Origin of the sequence: Marinobacterium sp. xm-d-564 (genome assembly GCF_013283345.1) — a bacterium.
Lineage (GTDB): Bacteria > Pseudomonadota > Gammaproteobacteria > Pseudomonadales > Balneatricaceae > Marinobacterium_E.
In genome coordinates this window covers 1-19,458 of the sequence record NZ_WBYO01000009.1, presented here as the reverse complement: position 1 = coordinate 19,458, position 19,458 = coordinate 1, and the positions used below count along the sequence as shown (strand labels likewise).

Below are 19,458 nucleotides of genomic sequence, written 5' to 3'. Positions count from 1 at the left end.
ATAAGTAGCACGATTAACAACCTGCTGAGCGGGCGCATTTATAGCCCATCCCCTTTTCATCATCAATCACTATTTAAATAATTACAACTATAATTATTTGAACTCTAATGATTAGACCTGTTAGGATGTTTGTCACGAGAGGTTAATAGCCTAATAAGAAACTGAAAACGAATGGGAACAGACACATGAAAAAACAGATACTTGCTGCATCACTGCTAGCCGCTAGCTCAACTGCATTTGCAGGTTCACACGCGTCTTGTGGTGACGTTCAGATTGCCGACATGAACTGGGCATCAGCAACCTTTATCGCCAACGTTGACCGCTTCATCCTAGAGCATGCATTTGGCTGTAATGCTGAAGTCGTGCCTGGCGACACCGTTCCGACTTCAACGTCAATGATTGAGAAACAGCAGCCAGACATTGCACCTGAGCTTTGGACTAACTCTTTCAAAGAGGGTCTAGAGAAAGCGGTAGCAGAAGGCAAACTATCGGTTGCTGGTAAAGTGTTCAGCGATGGTGGTGAAGAGGGCTTCTGGGTACCTAAATACATGGTTGAGAAGGATCCAAGCCTTGCAACAATCGAGGGTATCAAAGCAAACGCAGCACTGTTCCCACACCCAGAAGATGATTCAAAAGCAGGTTTCGTAGGCTGTCCTTCTGGTTGGGGCTGTCAGATCACTGCAGGCAACCTTCACAAAGCACTTAACCTAGACGATGCTAACTTTGAACTGGTTGATCCAGGTTCTGCAGCAGGCCTAGACGGTTCGATTGCACGTGCATACGAGCGCGGTCAAGGTTGGTTCGGTTACTACTGGGCACCAACAGCGATTCTTGGTAAGTACGAGATGGTTAAAGTGGACTTCGGTTCAGGTGTTGATGAGCAGCATTTCATCGACTGTATCTACAAAGCAGACTGTCAGGATCCAAAACCGTCTATGTACCCTGAATCACCTGTCTACACATACACAACTGCTGAGTTCTCTAATCGCGCTCCAGCAGCAGCTGAGTACCTAGCTAACCGTTCTTTCACAAACCCACAGCTTAACAGCCTTCTAGCGTGGATGGATGAGAACCAAGCAGATGGTGAGTACGCAGCTGAGTACTTCCTAACCGAGCACGCAGACATTTGGAAAACGTGGCTAACAGCTGATCAAGCGGCTAAGGTTGAAGGCGCTCTTTAATCCTTAACAACTGCGTTATACTCACGCCTCGCTTTGAATAAAAGCGAGGCGTTTCTGTGTAATAACAAGAGGTATCTATGGCAGAGAAATCCTGGTTAACGGATATTCCTGAGATGGACCGAAGCTCACTACTGCAGCTTCGCAAAACGATGGACGGTGCATATCGTGACTTTTCACGTGAATATGGCGACTCTATCGAAGCATTTTTTGATCCGCTTCTTACCTTCTTAATCTGGTTTGAAAAACTCCTACTCAACAGCCCTTGGTGGTTGGTTCTGGGTGTCATTGCTGGTCTTGCCTATGCTGCAAGTCGCTCAGCTAAACTGACGATCGGCGTTGCTGTATCCCTGGTTGTGGTTGGCTACTTTGGCATGTGGGACGACACCATGCGGACCATGAGTATCATCACCGTCTGCACACTGATCTCTATTGTATTGGGTATCCCAATCGGCATTGCCATGGCGCGATCTAACCGCGTGCAATCCACTGTCACTCCGATGCTCGATATCATGCAAACCATGCCAGCCTTCGTCTACCTGATCCCGGTCGTTATGCTTCTGGGTATTGGCCGTATCCCTGGCGTGATCGCGGTAGTGATCTATGCTATCCCGCCTGTAATTCGCTTAACCAATTTGGGTATTCGCCTGGTTGATAAAGAGGTACTTGAAGCAGCGACGGCCTATGGTGCTAACCCACGTCAGCGTCTTTTAGGTGTTCAGCTGCCGTTGGCGATGCCGACAATTATGGCGGGCATCAACCAGACCATCATGATGGCGCTCGCCATGGTCGTTATTGCCTCTATGATCGGTGTAAAAGGCCTTGGGCAACCGGTACTTAAATCGATCACCAACCAATACTTCACCATCGGTCTTCTGAATGGTTTAGCCATCGTTGTACTTGCGATCATCTTTGACCGCGTTTCACAGGCATACGGAAAGCGCACTCAGGCGCACCTAGGAGGTGGCCATGAGTAATTCAGACGTATTGATTCAGGTTAAAGATCTTTACAAAGTCTTTGGCGACAAACCAGAAAGCGTTATGCCGATGGTTAAAGCGGGTAAAAGCAAGGATGAGATCCTAGCGGAAACTGGCCACACCGTCGGTCTTAAAGAGATCGATCTCGAAATCAAACGCGGTGAGATCTTTGTCATCATGGGCCTATCCGGCTCAGGCAAATCAACACTGATTCGCCACTTCAACCGCCTAATTGAACCGACTGCGGGTGAGATCATTGTTGAAGGCACCGACGTCATGAAACTCAACACTAAGGAGCTTGAACAGTTCCGTCGTCACAAGATGTCGATGGTGTTTCAACGCTTCGGTTTGATGCCTCACTACACAGTACTCGATAACGTCGCATACGGGCTTAAAATCCAAGGTGTCGACAAGTCAGTTCGTGAGCAGAAAGCGGTTGAGTGGTTAGAGACGGTTGGTCTGAAAGGCTATGAAGAGCAGTACCCAAACCAGCTATCGGGTGGTCAGCAACAGCGTGTTGGTCTTGCTCGCGCACTCTGTACTGATGCTGAAATCCTCTTGATGGATGAAGCCTTCTCGGCACTGGATCCTCTGATCCGTTCAGAGATGCAGGATCAACTGATTGAACTGCAACACAAGCTCAATAAGACCATCATCTTCATCACGCACGATTTGGACGAAGCACTGCGCCTGGGTGATCGCATCGCGATTCTTAAAGATGGCCTGCTGGTCCAGCAAGGTGAGCCAGAAGAGATTCTACTTAACCCTGCCGATGAATACGTAGAAGCGTTCGTTAAGGATGTGAACCGTGCCCGCGCATTGACGGTAGAGACTGTTATGAAGGAGCCGGAACACCGTATTACAGCTGAAACCATCGGTGAAGCGCTGAAAGAGATGAAGAGAGGCGCTTACGATTACGGTCACGTGGTGGACGATTCAGGTAGCTACCAAGGCACCGTCACTCAAGAATGGCTTGAAGAGGAAGCTAAGGGCGGTAATGCAGATTCCACTTGGGAAGAAGCCGATCTAACCGAGACAACGACCATCACCTCTGATGCAGTACTTGAAACGGTTATCCCGGAGACGCTTGAAGCGGATCACCCAATCCCTGTTGTGGATGAGGAGGGCCAGCTGCAAGGTGAGCTATCTCGCTCAAGCTTGGCGGAAGTACTGGTCGACTCTTCTGAAACAGAGTCAGAATCTGTAGAGAATCAAAAGGTTTAACAAGCCCATTGATACAGACACAAAAAAGCCAGCTCATGTAGCTGGCTTTTTTTCGCCCTGAATAAAACAGGGCCCGTGTGAGTAACTCGACACGGGCCCATAAAAGGAACAACAACATGAAGATAATATCAGAGAGAGGTAGGAAAAGTACAGTCCTCAACTCTCTGGAGCGGGCTTAACGAAGCTCTAAAACATCCTGCATATCGAACAAACCTGCACCCTTGCCTGACAACCAACCTGCTGCTCGTACAGCGCCTTTTGCAAAGGTCATACGGCTAGACGCTTTGTGGGTAATTTCGATTCTTTCGCCCTCTGTGGCAAAGAGTACAGTGTGATCACCGACCACATCACCGGCACGAATGGTCTCGAAACCGATCTCTTTTTCAGGGCGCGCACCGGTCTGACCTTCACGACCGTAGACCGCACACTCTTTCAGATCACGTCCCAGTGCATCGGCAACCACTTCACCCATACGCAATGCTGTGCCTGATGGCGCATCCACCTTATGACGGTGGTGTGCTTCGATAACTTCGATGTCATAACCACCATCGTCACCCAGTGCTTTGGCAGCCACTTCAAGCAGTTTGAAACAGAGGTTTACGCCAACAGACATATTCGGCGCAAAGACGATTGAGATAGACTCACCGCCCTCTGCCAACTTCGCTTTCTGTGGCTCAGTTAGACCCGTCGTACCAATCACCATCGACTTATTGGCAGATTTACAGATCTCAAGATTAGCAAGCGTTGACTCTGGGCTAGTAAAGTCGATCAACACATCAAAATCGTCTGTCACAGACTCCAACGAGCCAGTAATCGTAACACCCAGACGACCCACGCCTGCCAATTCACCTGCATCGGCACCGATCAACGAACTATCAGGAAGCACAATGGCTGCGCCTAGGGTTACACCCTCTGCCGCGTCGACAGCTTCGATCAATGTTTTACCCATGCGCCCTGCGGCACCCGTGATGGCAATACGTGTCATCTCTTTTTCCTTAACTGAAAATCTATTCGTCAGTGACGCTCAGCCCTTGGTCCATATCCAAGGCTGGCATATCACTCATTAGGCAACCCACCACTTTGGCAGGGACACCCGCTACCGTCGTATGCGCCTCTACAGGCTCTAAAACCACACTACCTGCACCCACTTTGGCACCTTGGCCGACTTCGATGTTGCCAAGAATCTTAGCACCAGCGCCAATCAAAACCCCAGCGCGAATTTTCGGATGTCGATCGCCCGACTCCTTACCGGTACCCCCTAGGGTCACTGATTGCAGTATCGAGACGTCATTCTCAATGACACAAGTTTCACCGATAACAATGCCTGTTGCGTGGTCAAACATTACACCCTGACCGATGTTAGCAGCGGGGTGAATATCAACCTGCAGGGTTGAGCTCATGCGACTCTGTAGATAGTTTGCCAAGGATTGACGCCCTTGACGCCACATATAGTTAGCCACTCGATAGGATTGAAGCGCGTGATACCCTTTTAAGTACAACAGTACCGTGCTGTAGTCACGGATTGCAGGGTCACGCGTGTAGACCGCCAGTAGATCGGCACAGGCAGCTTCGATCAGTTTAGGGTCCGCTTCATAAGCGACCTCAAAGATCTCACGCATCGCCACGGCCGGCACCACATCATCCGACAGCTTTTCAGCCAACAGATAAGAGAGTGCCGAACGCAAGGTCGGATGGCTGTTTATCGTCGTATGATAGAAACTCGACAGAAGCGGCTCGTTAGCACTTAATGTACTCGCCTCACTCTGAAGTGCTTGCCATACCTCTGCAACCGCCTGATCACCCATAACTTAGGTCATATCCTCAAAGAATTTTTTTACTGAATCAAAGAAGCCGTGCTTCTTCGGTCCATGTTTCTGGTGCTCTTCCGTAGAGTCACGGAACTCTTCTAGCAACTCTTTCTGACGTGAAGTGAGGCTGACCGGAGTTTCAACAACCGCGCGAACCATCAAATCACCCAACGCGCCACCGCGCACTGGCTTGACACCCTTGCCTCTCAGACGGAACATTTTGCCAGTCTGTGTCTCGGCCGGGATCTTCAGTTTAACCTGACCATCCAGTGTTGGCACGTTTAGTTCACCGCCCAACGCCGCATCGACAAAGCTGATCGGCACTTCACAGTAGAGATTGGCACCGTCGCGTTCAAAAATTGGGTGATCTTTAACACTCACCTGAACATAGAGATCGCCTGAAGGGCCACCGTGTGCTCCCGCTTCGCCCTCACCAGATAGACGAATACGATCACCGGTATCCACACCCGCTGGGATCTTAACTTCCAATGTCTTGGTCTTCTGCGTGCGGCCCTGGCCGTGACAGACATTACAAGGATCAGAGATCACTTTGCCTTCACCATGACAGGTTGGACAGGTCTGCTGAACCGCAAAGAAACCTTGCTGCATACGGACCTGACCGGCACCACCACAGGTACCACAGGTCTTAGCCGTTGTGCCCTTCTTAGCGCCGCTACCATCACAGGTTTCACAAGAGACGTAGGTAGGAACTTTTAGCGTCTTTTCACAACCGCGCACAGCCTCTTCAAGACTCAAATCGAGGTTGTAACGCAGATCGGCACCGCGACGCACGCTGGAACGACCGCGACCACGACCACCGCCGCCACCGAACATGTCGCCAAAGACATCGCCAAAGATATCTGAGAAGCCACCTTCAAAGCCGCCGCCCATACCACCTTGGCCACCCAACCCAGCATGACCATACTGATCGTAGGCCGCTTTCTTCTGCGCATCGGACAGTACTTCGTACGCTTCGCTGATCTCTTTAAACTTGAGTTCAGCCGCCTCGTCATCCGGGTTGCGGTCAGGGTGATACTTCATCGCTAAGCGACGGTAAGCCTTTTTGATGTCACGGTCAGATGCATCACGAGAGACACCTAAGAGTTCATAATAATCTTGCTTGCTCATACTGCGTGTAAACCTGTAATTACGCTATCGTGAATATGACAACGCGGGAGTAAAGACCCCCGCGCTGACACACGATTTTGTGAGAGTCTTAACTCTCGTTATTGCTTGCTAAGCTTACTTCTTGTCGTCTTTGACTTCTTCAAACTCAGCATCAACAACGTCATCGCCTGCATCGCGAGCCGCTTCAGCTTCAGCGCCTTGGCCAGCTTCTGCTTGTTGTGCAGCCTCTGCATACATCTTCTGAGCAACACCCGAAACCGCTTCTGTTAGCGCTTCAGTTTTTGCTGTGATCTCTGCAGTGTCAGAGCCTTTCAACGCCTCTTCAAGTGCAGTGATGGCTGCTTCGATGTTCGATTTCTCTTCATCAGAAGCCTTATCACCCGCATCTTCTAGCGTCTTACGTGCTGTGTGAACCATGGCATCACCTTGGTTACGAGCAGCCGTTAGCTCTTCAAACTTCTTATCTTCTTCAGCGTGCGCTTCGGCATCCTGAACCATCTTCTCGACTTCGTCATCGCTTAGACCAGAAGAGGCTTTAATAACGATCGACTGCTCTTTGCCAGTCGCCTGGTCTTTAGCAGAAACGTTTAGGATACCGTTAGCATCGATGTCGAAGGTCACTTCGATCTGTGGCATGCCACGTGGTGCTGGTGGGATATCGGCAAGGTCGAAACGGCCCAGCGACTTGTTCTGAGTCGCTTGCTTACGCTCACCCTGAACAACGTGAATGGTTACCGCTGTCTGGTTGTCTTCCGCTGTCGAGAAGGTCTGCGACTTACGCGTAGGGATAGTCGTGTTCTTGTCGATCAATGGTGTAGCAACGCCACCCATGGTTTCGATACCTAGAGTCAGTGGTGTTACGTCGAGTAGAAGAACGTCTTTCACATCACCTGACAGTACCGCACCCTGAAGCGCAGCACCCATCGCTACCGCTTCGTCTGGGTTAACGTCTTTACGTGGCTCTTTACCGAAGAACTCAGCCACTTTCGCCTGCACCATTGGCATACGAGTCTGACCACCGACGAGGATAACGTCGTCGATTTCAGAAGCGGATAGGCCAGCATCTTGCAGTGCAATGCGACATGGCTCAAGTGAACGTTGTACAAGATCTTCAACCAGTGACTCTAGCTTCGAACGAGACAGTTTAACGTTCAAGTGTTTAGGACCTGTTGCATCCGCAGTGATGTAAGGCAGGTTAACGTCAGTAGACTGTGCCGATGAAAGCTCAACTTTCGCTTTCTCACCCGCCTCTTTTAGACGCTGTAGCGCTAGCGGATCGTTGTGTAGATCGATGCCAGACTCTTTCTTAAACTCGTCTGCTAGGTAGTTGATAACCGCAAGGTCGAAGTCTTCACCACCTAGGAATGTATCACCGTTGGTTGCAAGTACTTCAAACTGGTGCTCGCCATCAACGTCTGCAATTTCGATGATCGAGATATCGAAAGTACCACCACCTAGGTCGTACACTGCAATCGTGCGATCACCGGCTGCTTTATCCATGCCGTATGCAAGTGCTGCAGCGGTTGGCTCGTTGATGATACGTTTAACTTCTAGGCCTGCGATACGACCCGCATCTTTTGTTGCTTGACGCTGAGAGTCGTTGAAGTAAGCAGGAACCGTAATAACCGCTTCCGTTACCGATTCGCCTAGGTAATCTTCAGCAGTCTTCTTCATCTTCTTAAGAACTTCTGCAGAGATCTGAGGCGGTGCTAGCTTCTCGCCTTTTACCTCAACCCAGGCATCGCCATTGTCCGCTTTAGCGATGTTGTAAGGCACCATTTTGATGTCTTTCTGTACAACATCGTCTTCAAAACGACGACCGATTAGACGCTTGATCGCGAATAGAGTGTTGTCTGGGTTAGTAACTGCCTGACGTTTCGCCGACTGACCAACCAGAGTTTCGCCTTCTGCCGAGTAAGCAATGATCGACGGAGTGGTACGATCGCCTTCAGCGTTCTCAATAACTTTAGTTTTATCGCCTTCAAGTACTGCTACACACGAGTTGGTAGTACCTAGGTCAATACCGATGATTTTACCCATGTTTAAATCTCCTAATGACACCGCGCTGGGTGTTTAAAACTGTTTTACCTTAACCCCTATATGGGTGTGGTCTTTCAAATATCAAGTCTGGTTTATAAAAAGGTCTTAACCTTTAGCGACCATCACCATCGCAGGACGAACTAAGCGACCATTAAGTAGGTAGCCCTTCTGCATCACCGCAATGACAGAGTTTGGAGCTGCACCTTCCGCTTCAACCATCGACATCGCTTGATGGTGCTCTGGGTTGAACGCCTCACCCTCTGGGTTGATCACTTCTAGATTGAATTTAGCAACGCCATCGATGAACATTTTGTGCGTCATCTCAACGCCTTCACGAAGCGGTTTAACTACCTCATCTTCGACCTGGCTCGCCTCAATAGCGCGCTCTAGACTGTCGATGACCGGCAGTAGCTCTTCGGCAAATTTCTCAACAGCAAACTTACGCGCTTTATCCACCTCAACCTCAGCACGACGGCGCTGGTTAGCGATCTCCGCTTGGGCACGAGGTTCAAGCTCTGCCAGCTGTTTTTGCAGCTCAGCAATCGTCGCATTCGCAGCGGCTAGCTCTTCTTGAAGGGATTCAACGGTCAGCTCTTCCGTCTCAACCAGTTCAGGCTCCACAAGATTCTCTTCAGCCGTCGCGTCGACTTGACTCTCTTCAACCTGATCTTGGTGTGTCTGATCTTCATTCGCCATGGTGTTATCTCCAGAATCATTCAATCTTGTCTCCTATGTGGTATCGACCATCTGAAATTCAACCCTTCCACGCGCTTTTTTGACCTAAGACTGCACTTTTCTATTGCCTAATACACAAACATTGGTTAAAAATACAGTAACTGTATATCTAAACAGGTATTAAGCCATGTTAACGCTACTCAGCATCCGAAACTTTGCGATCGTCTCAACACTCGACCTAGAACTGAAATCGGGCATGACCGTCGTCAGCGGTGAGACCGGTGCCGGCAAATCGATCATGCTTGATGCACTGGGATTAGCCTTAGGCAAACGCGCTGAAGCCGACTCGGTTCGAGAAGGGGCAAAACGAGCTGAGATTAGCGCCGCGTTCGATATACAAGCACTACCCGATGCGAAACGCTGGTTAGAGGCGAATGAGCTAGAGTCGGAAGAGATCAACGAGTGTATTTTACGCCGCACACTGAGTGCCGACGGTCGCAGCCGAAGCTATATTAATGGCCACCCCTGCCCACTGAACCGCGTCAAAGAGCTGGGTGAGCTGCTTGTCGACATACACGGCCAGCACGAACACCAACGTCTATTAAAGCGCGATTTTCACCGCACCCTGCTCGACAACTACGCCAAAACGAATGAGACAGCACAGGAAGTACGTAAACTCTTTACCCAGTGGCAATCAAAGCAGAGTGAGTTGAAACGCCTTCAAGACATGAGTGAAGAGGCGAATGCGCAACTGCAACTGCTGAGCTATCAAACGGAAGAGCTCAACCGTTTAGACCCTCAAACAGGTGAACTGCAAGCCTTAGAAGAGGAGCAGAAGATACTCTCCAACGCAGGGTCAATCCTTAACAGTGGCCAACAGATCCAGATGCTTCTTAGCGAGGGTGAAGAGAGCAACGCCACAGCGGTACTCAACCAAGCACTGCACCTATTGGGCGACATCGAAGCGGACTCACCTGCACTACAGCAGACCGCCGAGATGCTAAACGCTGCTCTGATTCAAGTGGAAGAGGCCGAACGCGAGTTGAGCCATTTTGTTCAACGAGTTGAGTTGGACCCTGAGCGCTTACAAGAGGTGGAAGATCGCTTAACCAGCATCTACGATCTAGCCAGGAAACACCGCATTGCGCCAGAGCAGTTACCGGAATTAAAAGACCAACTAAATACTGAACTCGACTCTTTGGCTCATGTCGATGAGAACTTAGAGCAACTCGAATCCGAGGTTGCTACGGCTAATGCCGCATTGATTGAGAAAGCTCGCCAACTCAGCAAGCTGCGTAGCAAAGCAGCCAAACAGCTCGATCAAGAGGTGAATGAACAGCTTGCCATGCTGGGCATGAACAGTGCACGTTTCACAGCCAGCCTGAGTGATATCGATCCTAAATACATTACGGCCCAAGGCTTGGAAGAGATTGAGTTCCTGATCAATACCAATCAGGGCCAAACCGCAAAACCGCTGGCCAAAATTGCCTCGGGTGGTGAACTGTCACGAATTAGCCTTGCGATTCAAGTTGTAACGGCTAAGACGACTGACACCCCGACACTCATTTTTGACGAAGTCGATGTCGGTATTGGCGGAGGCATTGCCGAAGTCGTTGGACGGCTGTTACGTCAATTGAGTGAACGAGCACAGATTCTCTGTGTCACACACCAACCTCAGGTGGCTTCACAAGGAACCCAACACCTGTTTGTCAGCAAAGGCGCAGACACCGGTTCGGTTGAGACCAAAATCACACCACTCACCGAAAATCAGCGCATTAATGAGATCGCTCGAATGCTGGGTGGACTTGAGATGACTGATACCACCCTTGAGCACGCTAAAGAGATGCTGACCAGCGCGCTATAGACTGGTCGATTCAAACAGTGGCGTGTAAACTAAAGCCACTTTGAACAGTAACAGGAACAACCTGAACATGCGCAAGCTCATCATCTCTGCCTTTCTTGCTACTCTCGTGACCGGCTGTACAACCTTTCCAGGCGTGTACAAAATGGATGTTCCGCAAGGCAACCAGGTGACACAAGAGATGGTAGATCAGCTTCGCCCTGGAATGACGCCGAGCCAAGTTCGCTATGTGCTAGGAACACCCCTGTTAACGGATACCTTCAACCAGAACCGATGGGACTATGTCTTCCAGTTGGTACAAGAGGATGAAGTGGTAGAGCTACGTCAGTTTCGCGTCTACTTTGAAAACGACAAGCTGGTGCGTTTGGAAGGCGATCTGAAACCTCAGTAACGCAGAGCTCAACGAATACAAAAAAGCCAACTTACGAGTTGGCTTTTTTGGCTTTAGCTTCGGCTGCTCGACGAGCGCGAACCTCTTTAGGGTCAGCAATTAACGGGCGGTAGATCTCTACTCTATCACCGTCACGCAAGACCTCTGCTTTAGGGTCCTTGATCGCACGGCTGAAGATACCCATTGGGTCGCTGTTGATATCGATCTGTTTATACAGCTCAGCAATGCGCGAGCGAACAACCGCATCATAAGCCGTTGTGCCCTCTTCTACTTGCAGAGCAATGATCTTCTGCTCAGTCGGCAGAGCATAGGCCACTTCAACATTAATCACTGATCACCTCATCCGTAAATTTGATCAGCGCGCGACACAAAGGCATCCACCAAAGTTGTCGCGACACTATTAAACACTTTAGACATCGCCATTCCAGTTAGCTTGCCTTCAAACTCGAAACTGAGATTGAGTTCTACCTTAGAAGCTTCATCTGACAACTCAGTGAACGTCCAAACCCCCTCAAGACTTTTAAAGGGGCCATTAACCAAACCAATGGTCATTGAAGCGGGACGGACCAGACGATTACGCGTCGTAAAATCATAACTAAGCCCCCCTTTAGCGAGCTTCAGTGTCGCTTCGAGCATATCATCACTCTCAGCGATCACTTCCGTGCCAGAGCACCAAGGCAGGAACTCTGGGTAGCGACGCACATCGTTGATCAGATCAAACATCTGCTCAGCGGTGTGTAATACAAGGGCGGTTCTATTTACGACCGTCATAACGGGTGGCAAGTCTCAAATAACAGTTACAAGCTGCTTATTGTCCAGTTTATATACGCTTTGAACAAGAGGATTCCTTCCTTTGCTTACAACAGCTCTATATAATCCGCCGCATGGCAAAAAAGAAGAAAGCTCCTGGCGGAAACACCATCTGCCAAAATAAACGTGCACGATTCGAGTACAGCATCGAAAATAAATTCGAAGCTGGCCTCGTGCTGACCGGGTGGGAAGTCAAAAGCCTACGCGAAGGCCGCGCACAACTGGTTGAGTCTTACATCGATTTTAAAAACGGTGAAGCTTGGCTATTAGGTGCCCACTTCTCGCCATTAAAAACCGCCTGCACACACGTTGTTGCAGATCCGGTTAGACCACGCAAACTGTTGCTGAACCGCACAGAACTGAACCGCCTAGCCGGTGCAGTCGAAGCCAAAGGTTTCACCTGTGTTGCACTGAGCCTCTACTGGAAAGAGAGCAAAATTAAGTGTGAGATCGGTTTAGCAAAAGGTAAGAAACTTCACGACAAACGTGCGACTGAAAAAGAGCGCGATTGGAACCGTGAAAAACAGCGTGTTCTCAGCAAGAACCAATAGAGTTCTTGTAACCCAGATAGCAAACGCTATACTGGCCAGTTCTGGGGGTGACTTGGATTCGACGCCGATTGCGAACCCTTAGGTGCATGTCGAGAATGTGATGATTCTCGTAAATCCCTCATCACACAGTTATAGTTGCAAACGACGATAACTACGCTCTAGCAGCCTAAGCCTGCTAGCGCTGCCCTCTAAGGTGTCTATAACTCAGAGTTTCGGCAGTGTCATATGAGATAGAATCGCCCGGAGACTTCGCCTTAAGGCAAAGGGTTAAAACTCAAAAAGGCTCGCCCATAACAGCCTGACTCTCGGCTCGTGACGGGTTAACTCAATAGAGATGTCTATGCATGTAGAGCTTGAGGCAGAGGATTGACGGACGCGGGTTCGAAACCCGCCACCTCCACCAATTTCAAATCTTAGAAAATCCTAAGAAGTCCTCAAAGCCTTGTAAATACGGGGCTTTGAGGATAATCTCATTCCCATAACGTCCTCCAAAATCCGGTACCAACCACATCACTTTGGGGGCACTTATGGGGGCTCTTTTGAAATAGCCAAAAATCGAGGCCCCCACTTTAGAAAATGGGAGCCCCTGTCATGCCTCTTACAGACATCAAAGTTAAAGCCGCTAAAGCTAAGGACAAAACCTATCGCCTATCCGATGAAAAGGGGCTTTATCTAGAAGTTACTAAGACGGGGCGAAAATATTGGCGATACAAATATCGATTCGCTGGCAAAGAGAAAAAACTAGCTATCGGCGTGTATCCAGAAATCACTCTTAAGGCTGCGCGACTTGAACACGAAAAAGCTCGTCAGCTTCTGCGCGAAGGCACAGACCCGAGCACAAACAAACAAGAGCTAAAAGCCAGCATCCAAATTGAGGCGACCAACACCTTCGCTTCTGTCGCACGAGAGTGGGTAGAAACCCGCATGCATGATAAAACCGAAGGACATCAACAGCGCGTTACACGCGCTGTTGAAAATGACCTAATTCCTAAGCTTGGCAACTTAGACATAAACGAAATCAATGCCCCCACCCTGCTAAAAGCCATTAGAGTAATTGAAGCGCGAGGAGCACTTGAAACCGCACACAGAACCAAACAGATAGCCGGCCAGATCTTTAGATACGCTATTGCAATTGGAAAAGCAGAACGCGACCCCAGCGCAGATCTAAAAGGGGCACTTAAAAATCCAATCAAAAGACACTTCGCAGCCATTACAGAACCTAAAGAGGTTCGTAAGCTATTAATAGCCATTGATGAATATCCTGCATCGATTCAAGTCAAGTCAGCTCTTCAGTTATCAGCACTATGGTTCTGCCGACCTGGCGAGCTTCGACACTTAGAGTGGTCAAACATCAATGAAGATGAAAATCGTGTTGAGCTGATCTCAGAAAAAACCAAGCAACAGCACATCATCCCAATCTGTACCCAAGCTAATGAAATACTAAAAACACTCAAAGCATCGAATGTAAGATCAAAGTACATATTCCCAAGCAATCGCGGCGGATCACGCTGCATGTCAGAGAACGCAATACGCGTTGCGTTACGCTCTATGGGTTACAGTAATGAAGAGATGACTGCCCACGGCTTTAGAGCAATGGCTCGCACCCTTCTGGACGAAGTCCTAGAGTACAGGATAGAGTGGATAGAACAGCAACTAGCCCACGTCGTTAAAGACCCTAACGGCCGTGCCTACAACCGCACCAAGCATCTAGCGCAAAGAACTGAGATGATGCAGCGCTGGGCTGATTATCTAGACGAACTAAGAAATAGCTAAGATCCTAAAGAAATATGGCTAAAAAAAGAAATAATGCATTCAGATTCAAGAGCCGCTCAGAGGAGGCTGTATACAACACATTACAGACTTCGCGAACTAAAATTAGTGATAACCAGTGGGAATTGTTGTGGGCTGAAATCGAGCGCTTGATTGAGCTGCATTTTATTTTAAAGGCTTCCTACAAACACGAGCGTAACTCGCCCGTTTCGACTAGAAAGACTCTTGAAAAACTACAGCGTCAATTAAACGAGGCCTCAAAGCAGCTTGAAGACCTATCTGAAAATCAATTCAGATTAATCCAACAGCATACTTTTCTTAAGCAAGGGATAAAATCTAAAGCAACTGATTCAGGGGCTGCTTTAACACTGCTCCAGTTTACGGGATTGATCAATGAAGTTCTTCTTGGCGTGACGGGATACAAAGAAACCTTACATGAATCCTTACCTAAGACTCAAGGAAAGCAGAAAGACCATTCACTATCAAAGTTTATATTTGACCTTTCAGAATTCATACGTTCGAATAAGATACCGATTACAGTAACTGACTCGGAAAAAAGTGCGTTTCACAGATTGATTGAAAGCATCTTCGAGTATCAATTAAGTATGAAAATAGATTACCCAGCTAAACGAATTTCCAATGCATTAACCTTCTTTGAGGGGCCGAAAAAATAAAAACTGATTTTTTCAGCCCCCCTCTATGAAAGCCCGGTCATAACATTCTGAAACCTCCTAAAACATCTGGAGAAAATCATGAATGTACGTCTAATTCGCCTCTCTGAGGTTAAACATCTTACCGGCCTAAGTCGCAGTAAAATCTATGCTGATATGTCTGAGGGCACTTTTCCAAAAAGCATTAAGCTGGGTGAACGATCCGTTGCTTGGAATCTAGCCGATATCGAGGAGTGGATTCACTCTAAGATAGACTTCGAGTCTTCTCAGCAATCAGCTGAACAGGGGGAGAAATAATATGAAAACTTTCTCTCTACAATTTGAAGCAGAAAAACTTCAAAAAGCTGGTTACAAACTTATCGAGCTTAAGGAGTATTCAAAACAACCTAAAGGCCGGGGCTGGAATACAGATCTTGCTGAGGTAATTGAGATTAACCCTTTCGCTACCGGATACGGACTGCATTTGTCCTCATCGGGTTTGTGTTCTATTGACCCTGATAACTATGAGTTAGCTAAAGCGGGCTTTGAGGCTCTCGCGAGGGAATTCAATCTTGGAGTGACTTTAGAAGAGCTACTAGATCTCGGAGTTAGAACCTCATCTACACGACCAAATAGTGGCGGGAGGTCGACTTTTGAAAGCCACCCTGAGCTTAACTGGGTCAAATTTAGCTGCTCATTATACGGGACAATGCTTGAGCTAAGAGCTAATGCAAAAAACCTTCAGGACTGTATTCCAGGAACAGAATACAAAGACCAAAAGACCGGTGAAATTTATCATCAGCAATACTCAGGCAGTAAAAACCTAACTGAAGTATTTGCTTTACCTCCATGCTTTTTAGAGTTCTGGAAATCTATATCCACCGAACCAGACACTAGAAGAACTGCTCAGAAAGCTTTTAATAAAGGTGTAGCAGAGTCTCTCGGTATTTCAGAAGAGTCCTTAGGTGGGCATTTAGACGCTTCAGCGGGTGGCAAACTGGCCTTTTACAGTTCAGCTTATACTCAAGAATTTAATCGAAACCACAGTGTTAAAGATTTCTTAGATGCGCATGGGTATAACGCTCATGGTGAACGCTACAGTGCTCCAAAAGCTTCTGGGTCTCCAGGTATTCGATTGATCACCGATACTGATGATCTGTGGCATTCAGATCATGCTAGCGATCCACTATTTGGCACCTTTGATGCTTGGACTTGTTATGTTGTTCTTGAACATAACAGTAACTTGCAAGCCGCCGAGGAGACTTATTCTGAGCGGCAAGCTAGGGAGTTAATTGAGGATTTTGAAGAGTTAACAGATGCAGCTAGCTCATTCTTAGATAAGCCATACCCCAAAGCCACTAAATTTGTTCTAGACGGTATCCTGTCCGAAGGGATTTCAGTTCTGGCTTCTTATCCAGGCGGGGGGAAGACTACAGCAATGATCTCGTTGGTAGCTTGTGTAACTGGGGCAACGGTAGAACACCCATTAAAAACATATCCAAAGACAATAAAGCCAAGAAAGGTTATTTACTTCAGTGAGCATCCTGAACAGGTAGAGTTAATCATCCAAGCAATGGTTAAAGAAAACATGATTGAGGTTCAAAAGCTAAAAGAGAGGTTACATATTGCTCCTGCTCAACGAATCAAACCTGAGAAGATAAGTAAGTTAGCCGAACAGTATGTCGACAAAAAGTATCTGCAGACTGTTACAAGAAACAATGTAACGATTGAGGCTACACCGTGGTTAATTTTTGACACCACAAGTGCGGTTATAGATCTGGAGGATGAGAACAGCAACTCCGAATGGGGTAAAGCAATCTCTGCCTTGAAAAATAGCTTTGTAATGGACAAGCAAATTCCCATTACTCTAGTGGCACACACTGCTAAAAACGGAAAAGACTCTTCAGACGCTACCAAGCTAACTACACGAGGAGGCAGTGCGCTAGAGGGGGATGCTACGCAAATAATGTTTCTCGTTAAGGATAAGCATAATAATCGATACATAAATATCGGAGATTCAAAGCACAGGTTCACCCCATCAGCTCATGCGTTAGAAGTTGATTCTTCTGTTGTAAATATTACCGCTATAAACGAGTTTGAGGAGACTGTTGAAGAGAGCGTACTCGTATGTGATTTGAATTTACTTTCAAGAGATGAGTTTGAGATTAGACAAAACCAAGATACAAGCACCAAGTTCGGTGAAATTTATAATACTTTCCGAGACGATCTGCTGGCTCAAATAAGAGAAAGTGAGCGTTTAATGAAAGCAATATCTGTCTCCAGTTTCAGAACCTTGATAAGAAAGCTGAAAGTCCCAGGGTTAGGGAATACGGACAGAGTTAATGAGTTTGTTGAATGGCTTTTAGAGGAACGGGTTGATTTTGTTGAGTTATCGTCTGAAGACTATGATTTCTCTAATTTAGGGAAGCAAATAAATTTCAGCGCGAATGTTAAAACGCTTATAGTCACCGCTGGGCTCCAATCAAAACTTGGCGTTGAGTTTGGAGCAAGTCCTTTCTGATACTGAGTGACTACTACCACCACCTTAAGGATAATATTGGTGGTAGTAGCCTTTAATCAGCGGGAGAGGAATCTTTTCAACTCTCATGGGACTGAAGGAGAGCTAAAGCTCTCTCCTTCATCAGTCCCGCCGCATGTGGCTATTTTGGGTACAAACTACTCAATTCGATTACCCCGCTTTATATTGAGATAAGCGCGGGTCCTTTTAGAGCCAGGGAGGACGGGTGGATTCGAACCTCAACGATTGGAATCTGCAAGCCAATATACCTTTGACGACATATGCATTTCTTATAATTTGTATAATAGTTCAACTCAGTACTCTATAGCGCCCAGAGAATGGCCTGTTAAAACTAGGCTTACTTAAACCCGTCCATCTCTATTTCGGCTACCAAAGGTATGCGACTAACATCAATGTTGCACAGCTTTATGACTAACCGCTTTGAGATCAATATTAAGTGCCCGCAAAACAAGCAAAATAGTTTCAAAGCGCGGTTTAGCTCCAGCTGATAGAGATTTATATAGACTCTCGCGACCCAGCCCAGTTTCTTTGGCAATCTGGGTCATCCCTCTAGCTTTGGCTACATAACCAATCGCACGAACAAGTTCATCGCTATCACCTTCTTCGAGAACCATAGAGAGATATTCTGCAATATCATTTTCATCACGAAGCTGGGATGCCATATCAAAATCAGGCAGATTGGTGACGTTCGTTAATCGACTCATAATCTACTCCTTTAGCGACTTTGCTAGCCGCTTTGCCTTATTAATATCTTTGCTCTGGGTGAATTTATCTCCACCACCAAGCATTACAATCAAAGTATCCTCATGCTGGACAAAATACATTCGCCAGCCCGACCCAAAGAATTCACGCATTTCGAACACATTGTCACCAACAGGTGCAACATCCCCCAAATTGCCTCGAGCAGCCCTTTCAATTCGTCGAGCTAAACGGATTCTAGTTCGACTATCTTTTAAGCCGTTAAGCCAGTCATCGAATTCTTCTAGAGTTTTAATGAGATAAATACAATAATTGTATCCTTATGGATACAATCTAAGCAATACCCCACTCATCTGTACGCTTGAGTACGTCAAAAGCTGTTCTGTGTAGGGGTTTGTATGTAAAGGTTCTTGAATGGTTACGTGAGAACTAGTTGTATAGCGATGTACGTAATGAAAAACAACATCAAACCGGACATTAAAGCGGACACAAAACCCCAAAAAATTTGACATCCTGGATTTTTTATTCAATATATTCAATAAATTATAAATAAACAAACCGGACATTAAAGCGGACATAATAGATGCAAAAATTAGAGCACATTGCCCTCATGGAACTGACCTATCCCCCAAAAACTAGACCATGACCTCGATGAGATTTCCATTTAACCTAAAGGGATGGAGATCTCGATATGAAGAAGCGTTACACCGAAGAACAGATCATTAAGGCGATCAAAGAGCATGAGGCAGGAGCCAAGGTAGATGACATCTGCCGTAGGCTAAATGTATCAGCTGGAACCTTTTACAACTGGCGAAGTAAATATGCTGGTCTTGAGGTTAACGAAGCCAAACGCCTTCGTGAGCTTGAAGCTGAAAACAATAAACTCAAGAAGCTTCTAGCGGAGAAGTTACTTGAGGTCGATGCGATGAAGGATGTTCTCTCAAAAAAGTGGTAAAGACCGCTCAGCGTAAAGAGGTGGTCACACATCTGATTGAACATCATAACTTAAGTGAAAGAGCTGCTTGCAGGCTGGCTTGTTTAGGCAGATCGAGCTTTCGATATGTAGCGGCGCCAACTGATGATTCAGCACTTCGGTATCGATTGAAAGAACTGGCTGCAAAGCAGTCAGCTTACGGTTATTTGATGCTGCACAGTC

General features: G+C 47.4%; 19 protein-coding genes, 1 other RNA gene and 1 pseudogene. 12 read left to right on the top strand and 9 right to left on the bottom strand.

Going from position 1 to position 19,458, the window contains the following annotated elements:
• The first annotated feature begins 185 nt into the window (after positions 1 to 185).
• The 3 genes from XMD564_RS09405 to XMD564_RS09395 all read left to right on the top strand — a co-directional run bounded on the left by XMD564_RS09405 (position 186) and on the right by XMD564_RS09395 (position 3,380).
• A complete protein-coding gene (locus XMD564_RS09405) occupies positions 186 to 1,181 on the top strand; it encodes an ABC transporter substrate-binding protein (protein ID WP_173508234.1) in 996 nt (331 codons plus the stop codon).
• A 77-nt stretch (positions 1,182 to 1,258) separates the two neighbouring features.
• On the top strand, positions 1,259 to 2,155 hold the full coding sequence (locus XMD564_RS09400) for a proline/glycine betaine ABC transporter permease (protein WP_173482989.1): 897 nt from the start codon (positions 1,259 to 1,261) through the stop codon (positions 2,153 to 2,155).
• Positions 2,148 to 3,380 (top strand): glycine betaine/L-proline ABC transporter ATP-binding protein, encoded by a 1,233-nt coding sequence (locus tag XMD564_RS09395; protein ID WP_173489032.1) that lies wholly within the window; start codon positions 2,148 to 2,150, stop codon positions 3,378 to 3,380. Before XMD564_RS09400 ends, XMD564_RS09395 begins: the two co-directional genes overlap by 8 nt.
• Positions 3,381 to 3,555: 175 nt before the next feature.
• Here XMD564_RS09395 and dapB read toward each other — a convergent pair whose 3' ends face one another.
• From dapB to grpE, 5 genes are all read right to left on the bottom strand, one after another.
• On the bottom strand, positions 3,556 to 4,365 hold the full coding sequence (gene dapB, locus XMD564_RS09390; protein WP_173508233.1) for a 4-hydroxy-tetrahydrodipicolinate reductase: 810 nt from the start codon (positions 4,363 to 4,365) through the stop codon (positions 3,556 to 3,558).
• A gap of 22 nt (positions 4,366 to 4,387) precedes the next feature.
• A complete protein-coding gene (gene cysE / locus XMD564_RS09385) occupies positions 4,388 to 5,185 on the bottom strand; it encodes a serine O-acetyltransferase (protein ID WP_173494985.1) in 798 nt (265 codons plus the stop codon).
• Positions 5,186 to 5,188: 3 nt separating this feature from the next.
• Positions 5,189 to 6,316 (bottom strand): molecular chaperone DnaJ, encoded by a 1,128-nt coding sequence (gene dnaJ / locus XMD564_RS09380; RefSeq protein ID WP_173480200.1) that lies wholly within the window; start codon positions 6,314 to 6,316, stop codon positions 5,189 to 5,191.
• Positions 6,317 to 6,430: 114 nt separating this feature from the next.
• Positions 6,431 to 8,356, bottom strand: coding sequence for a molecular chaperone DnaK (dnaK, locus tag XMD564_RS09375; RefSeq protein ID WP_173489029.1), 1,926 nt, complete (start codon positions 8,354 to 8,356; stop codon positions 6,431 to 6,433).
• Between the two features lie 105 nt (positions 8,357 to 8,461).
• Positions 8,462 to 9,052 carry a nucleotide exchange factor GrpE gene (grpE, locus tag XMD564_RS09370; RefSeq protein WP_173480738.1) on the bottom strand — a complete coding sequence of 197 codons (591 nt, stop codon included), beginning with the start codon at positions 9,050 to 9,052 and terminating at the stop codon, positions 8,462 to 8,464.
• A gap of 166 nt (positions 9,053 to 9,218) precedes the next feature.
• Between grpE and recN the strand changes: the two genes are divergently transcribed.
• Positions 9,219 to 10,895: a DNA repair protein RecN gene (recN, locus tag XMD564_RS09365; protein ID WP_173508232.1), complete on the top strand. Its 1,677-nt coding sequence runs from the start codon at positions 9,219 to 9,221 to the stop codon at positions 10,893 to 10,895.
• Positions 10,896 to 10,962: 67 nt separating this feature from the next.
• The gene (locus XMD564_RS09360; protein ID WP_173480197.1) at positions 10,963 to 11,283 is read left to right on the top strand and encodes an outer membrane protein assembly factor BamE; all 321 of its coding nucleotides are present in this window, start codon (positions 10,963 to 10,965) and stop codon (positions 11,281 to 11,283) included.
• Between the two features lie 31 nt (positions 11,284 to 11,314).
• Here the strand turns inward: XMD564_RS09360 and XMD564_RS09355 are convergent, their stop codons facing one another.
• A complete protein-coding gene (locus tag XMD564_RS09355) occupies positions 11,315 to 11,614 on the bottom strand; it encodes an RnfH family protein (protein ID WP_173482670.1) in 300 nt (99 codons plus the stop codon).
• An 8-nt stretch (positions 11,615 to 11,622) separates the two neighbouring features.
• The gene (locus tag XMD564_RS09350) at positions 11,623 to 12,054 is read right to left on the bottom strand and encodes a type II toxin-antitoxin system RatA family toxin (RefSeq protein WP_173494981.1); all 432 of its coding nucleotides are present in this window, start codon (positions 12,052 to 12,054) and stop codon (positions 11,623 to 11,625) included.
• 113 nt (positions 12,055 to 12,167) lie between these two features.
• On the opposite strand from XMD564_RS09350, the gene smpB reads away from it, so the two are divergent.
• The 6 genes from smpB (at position 12,168) to XMD564_RS09320 (ending at position 17,585) form a co-directional block, all read left to right on the top strand.
• A complete protein-coding gene (gene smpB, locus XMD564_RS09345; protein WP_173480194.1) occupies positions 12,168 to 12,644 on the top strand; it encodes an SsrA-binding protein SmpB in 477 nt (158 codons plus the stop codon).
• A 43-nt stretch (positions 12,645 to 12,687) separates the two neighbouring features.
• Positions 12,688 to 13,047, top strand: a transfer-messenger RNA (tmRNA) gene (gene ssrA, locus XMD564_RS09340).
• A gap of 188 nt (positions 13,048 to 13,235) precedes the next feature.
• Complete coding sequence (locus XMD564_RS09335) at positions 13,236 to 14,417, top strand: integrase arm-type DNA-binding domain-containing protein (RefSeq protein ID WP_173508231.1); 1,182 nt, start codon at positions 13,236 to 13,238, stop codon at positions 14,415 to 14,417.
• Positions 14,418 to 14,431: 14 nt separating this feature from the next.
• A complete protein-coding gene (locus tag XMD564_RS09330; protein ID WP_173508230.1) occupies positions 14,432 to 15,088 on the top strand; it encodes a hypothetical protein in 657 nt (218 codons plus the stop codon).
• A 78-nt stretch (positions 15,089 to 15,166) separates the two neighbouring features.
• Positions 15,167 to 15,382 (top strand): AlpA family transcriptional regulator, encoded by a 216-nt coding sequence (locus XMD564_RS09325; RefSeq protein ID WP_173508229.1) that lies wholly within the window; start codon positions 15,167 to 15,169, stop codon positions 15,380 to 15,382.
• A gap of 1 nt (position 15,383) precedes the next feature.
• Positions 15,384 to 17,585 carry an AAA family ATPase gene (locus tag XMD564_RS09320; RefSeq protein WP_173508228.1) on the top strand — a complete coding sequence of 734 codons (2,202 nt, stop codon included), beginning with the start codon at positions 15,384 to 15,386 and terminating at the stop codon, positions 17,583 to 17,585.
• A gap of 407 nt (positions 17,586 to 17,992) precedes the next feature.
• Here the strand turns inward: XMD564_RS09320 and XMD564_RS09315 are convergent, their stop codons facing one another.
• Positions 17,993 to 18,307 carry an addiction module antidote protein gene (locus XMD564_RS09315; protein WP_173508227.1) on the bottom strand — a complete coding sequence of 105 codons (315 nt, stop codon included), beginning with the start codon at positions 18,305 to 18,307 and terminating at the stop codon, positions 17,993 to 17,995.
• Between the two features lie 3 nt (positions 18,308 to 18,310).
• Positions 18,311 to 18,598, bottom strand: coding sequence for a type II toxin-antitoxin system RelE/ParE family toxin (locus XMD564_RS09310; RefSeq protein ID WP_371740270.1), 288 nt, complete (start codon positions 18,596 to 18,598; stop codon positions 18,311 to 18,313).
• Between the two features lie 395 nt (positions 18,599 to 18,993).
• Between XMD564_RS09310 and XMD564_RS11430 the strand changes: the two are divergent.
• Positions 18,994 to 19,458: pseudogene (locus XMD564_RS11430) on the top strand (transposase); the annotation flags it as partial.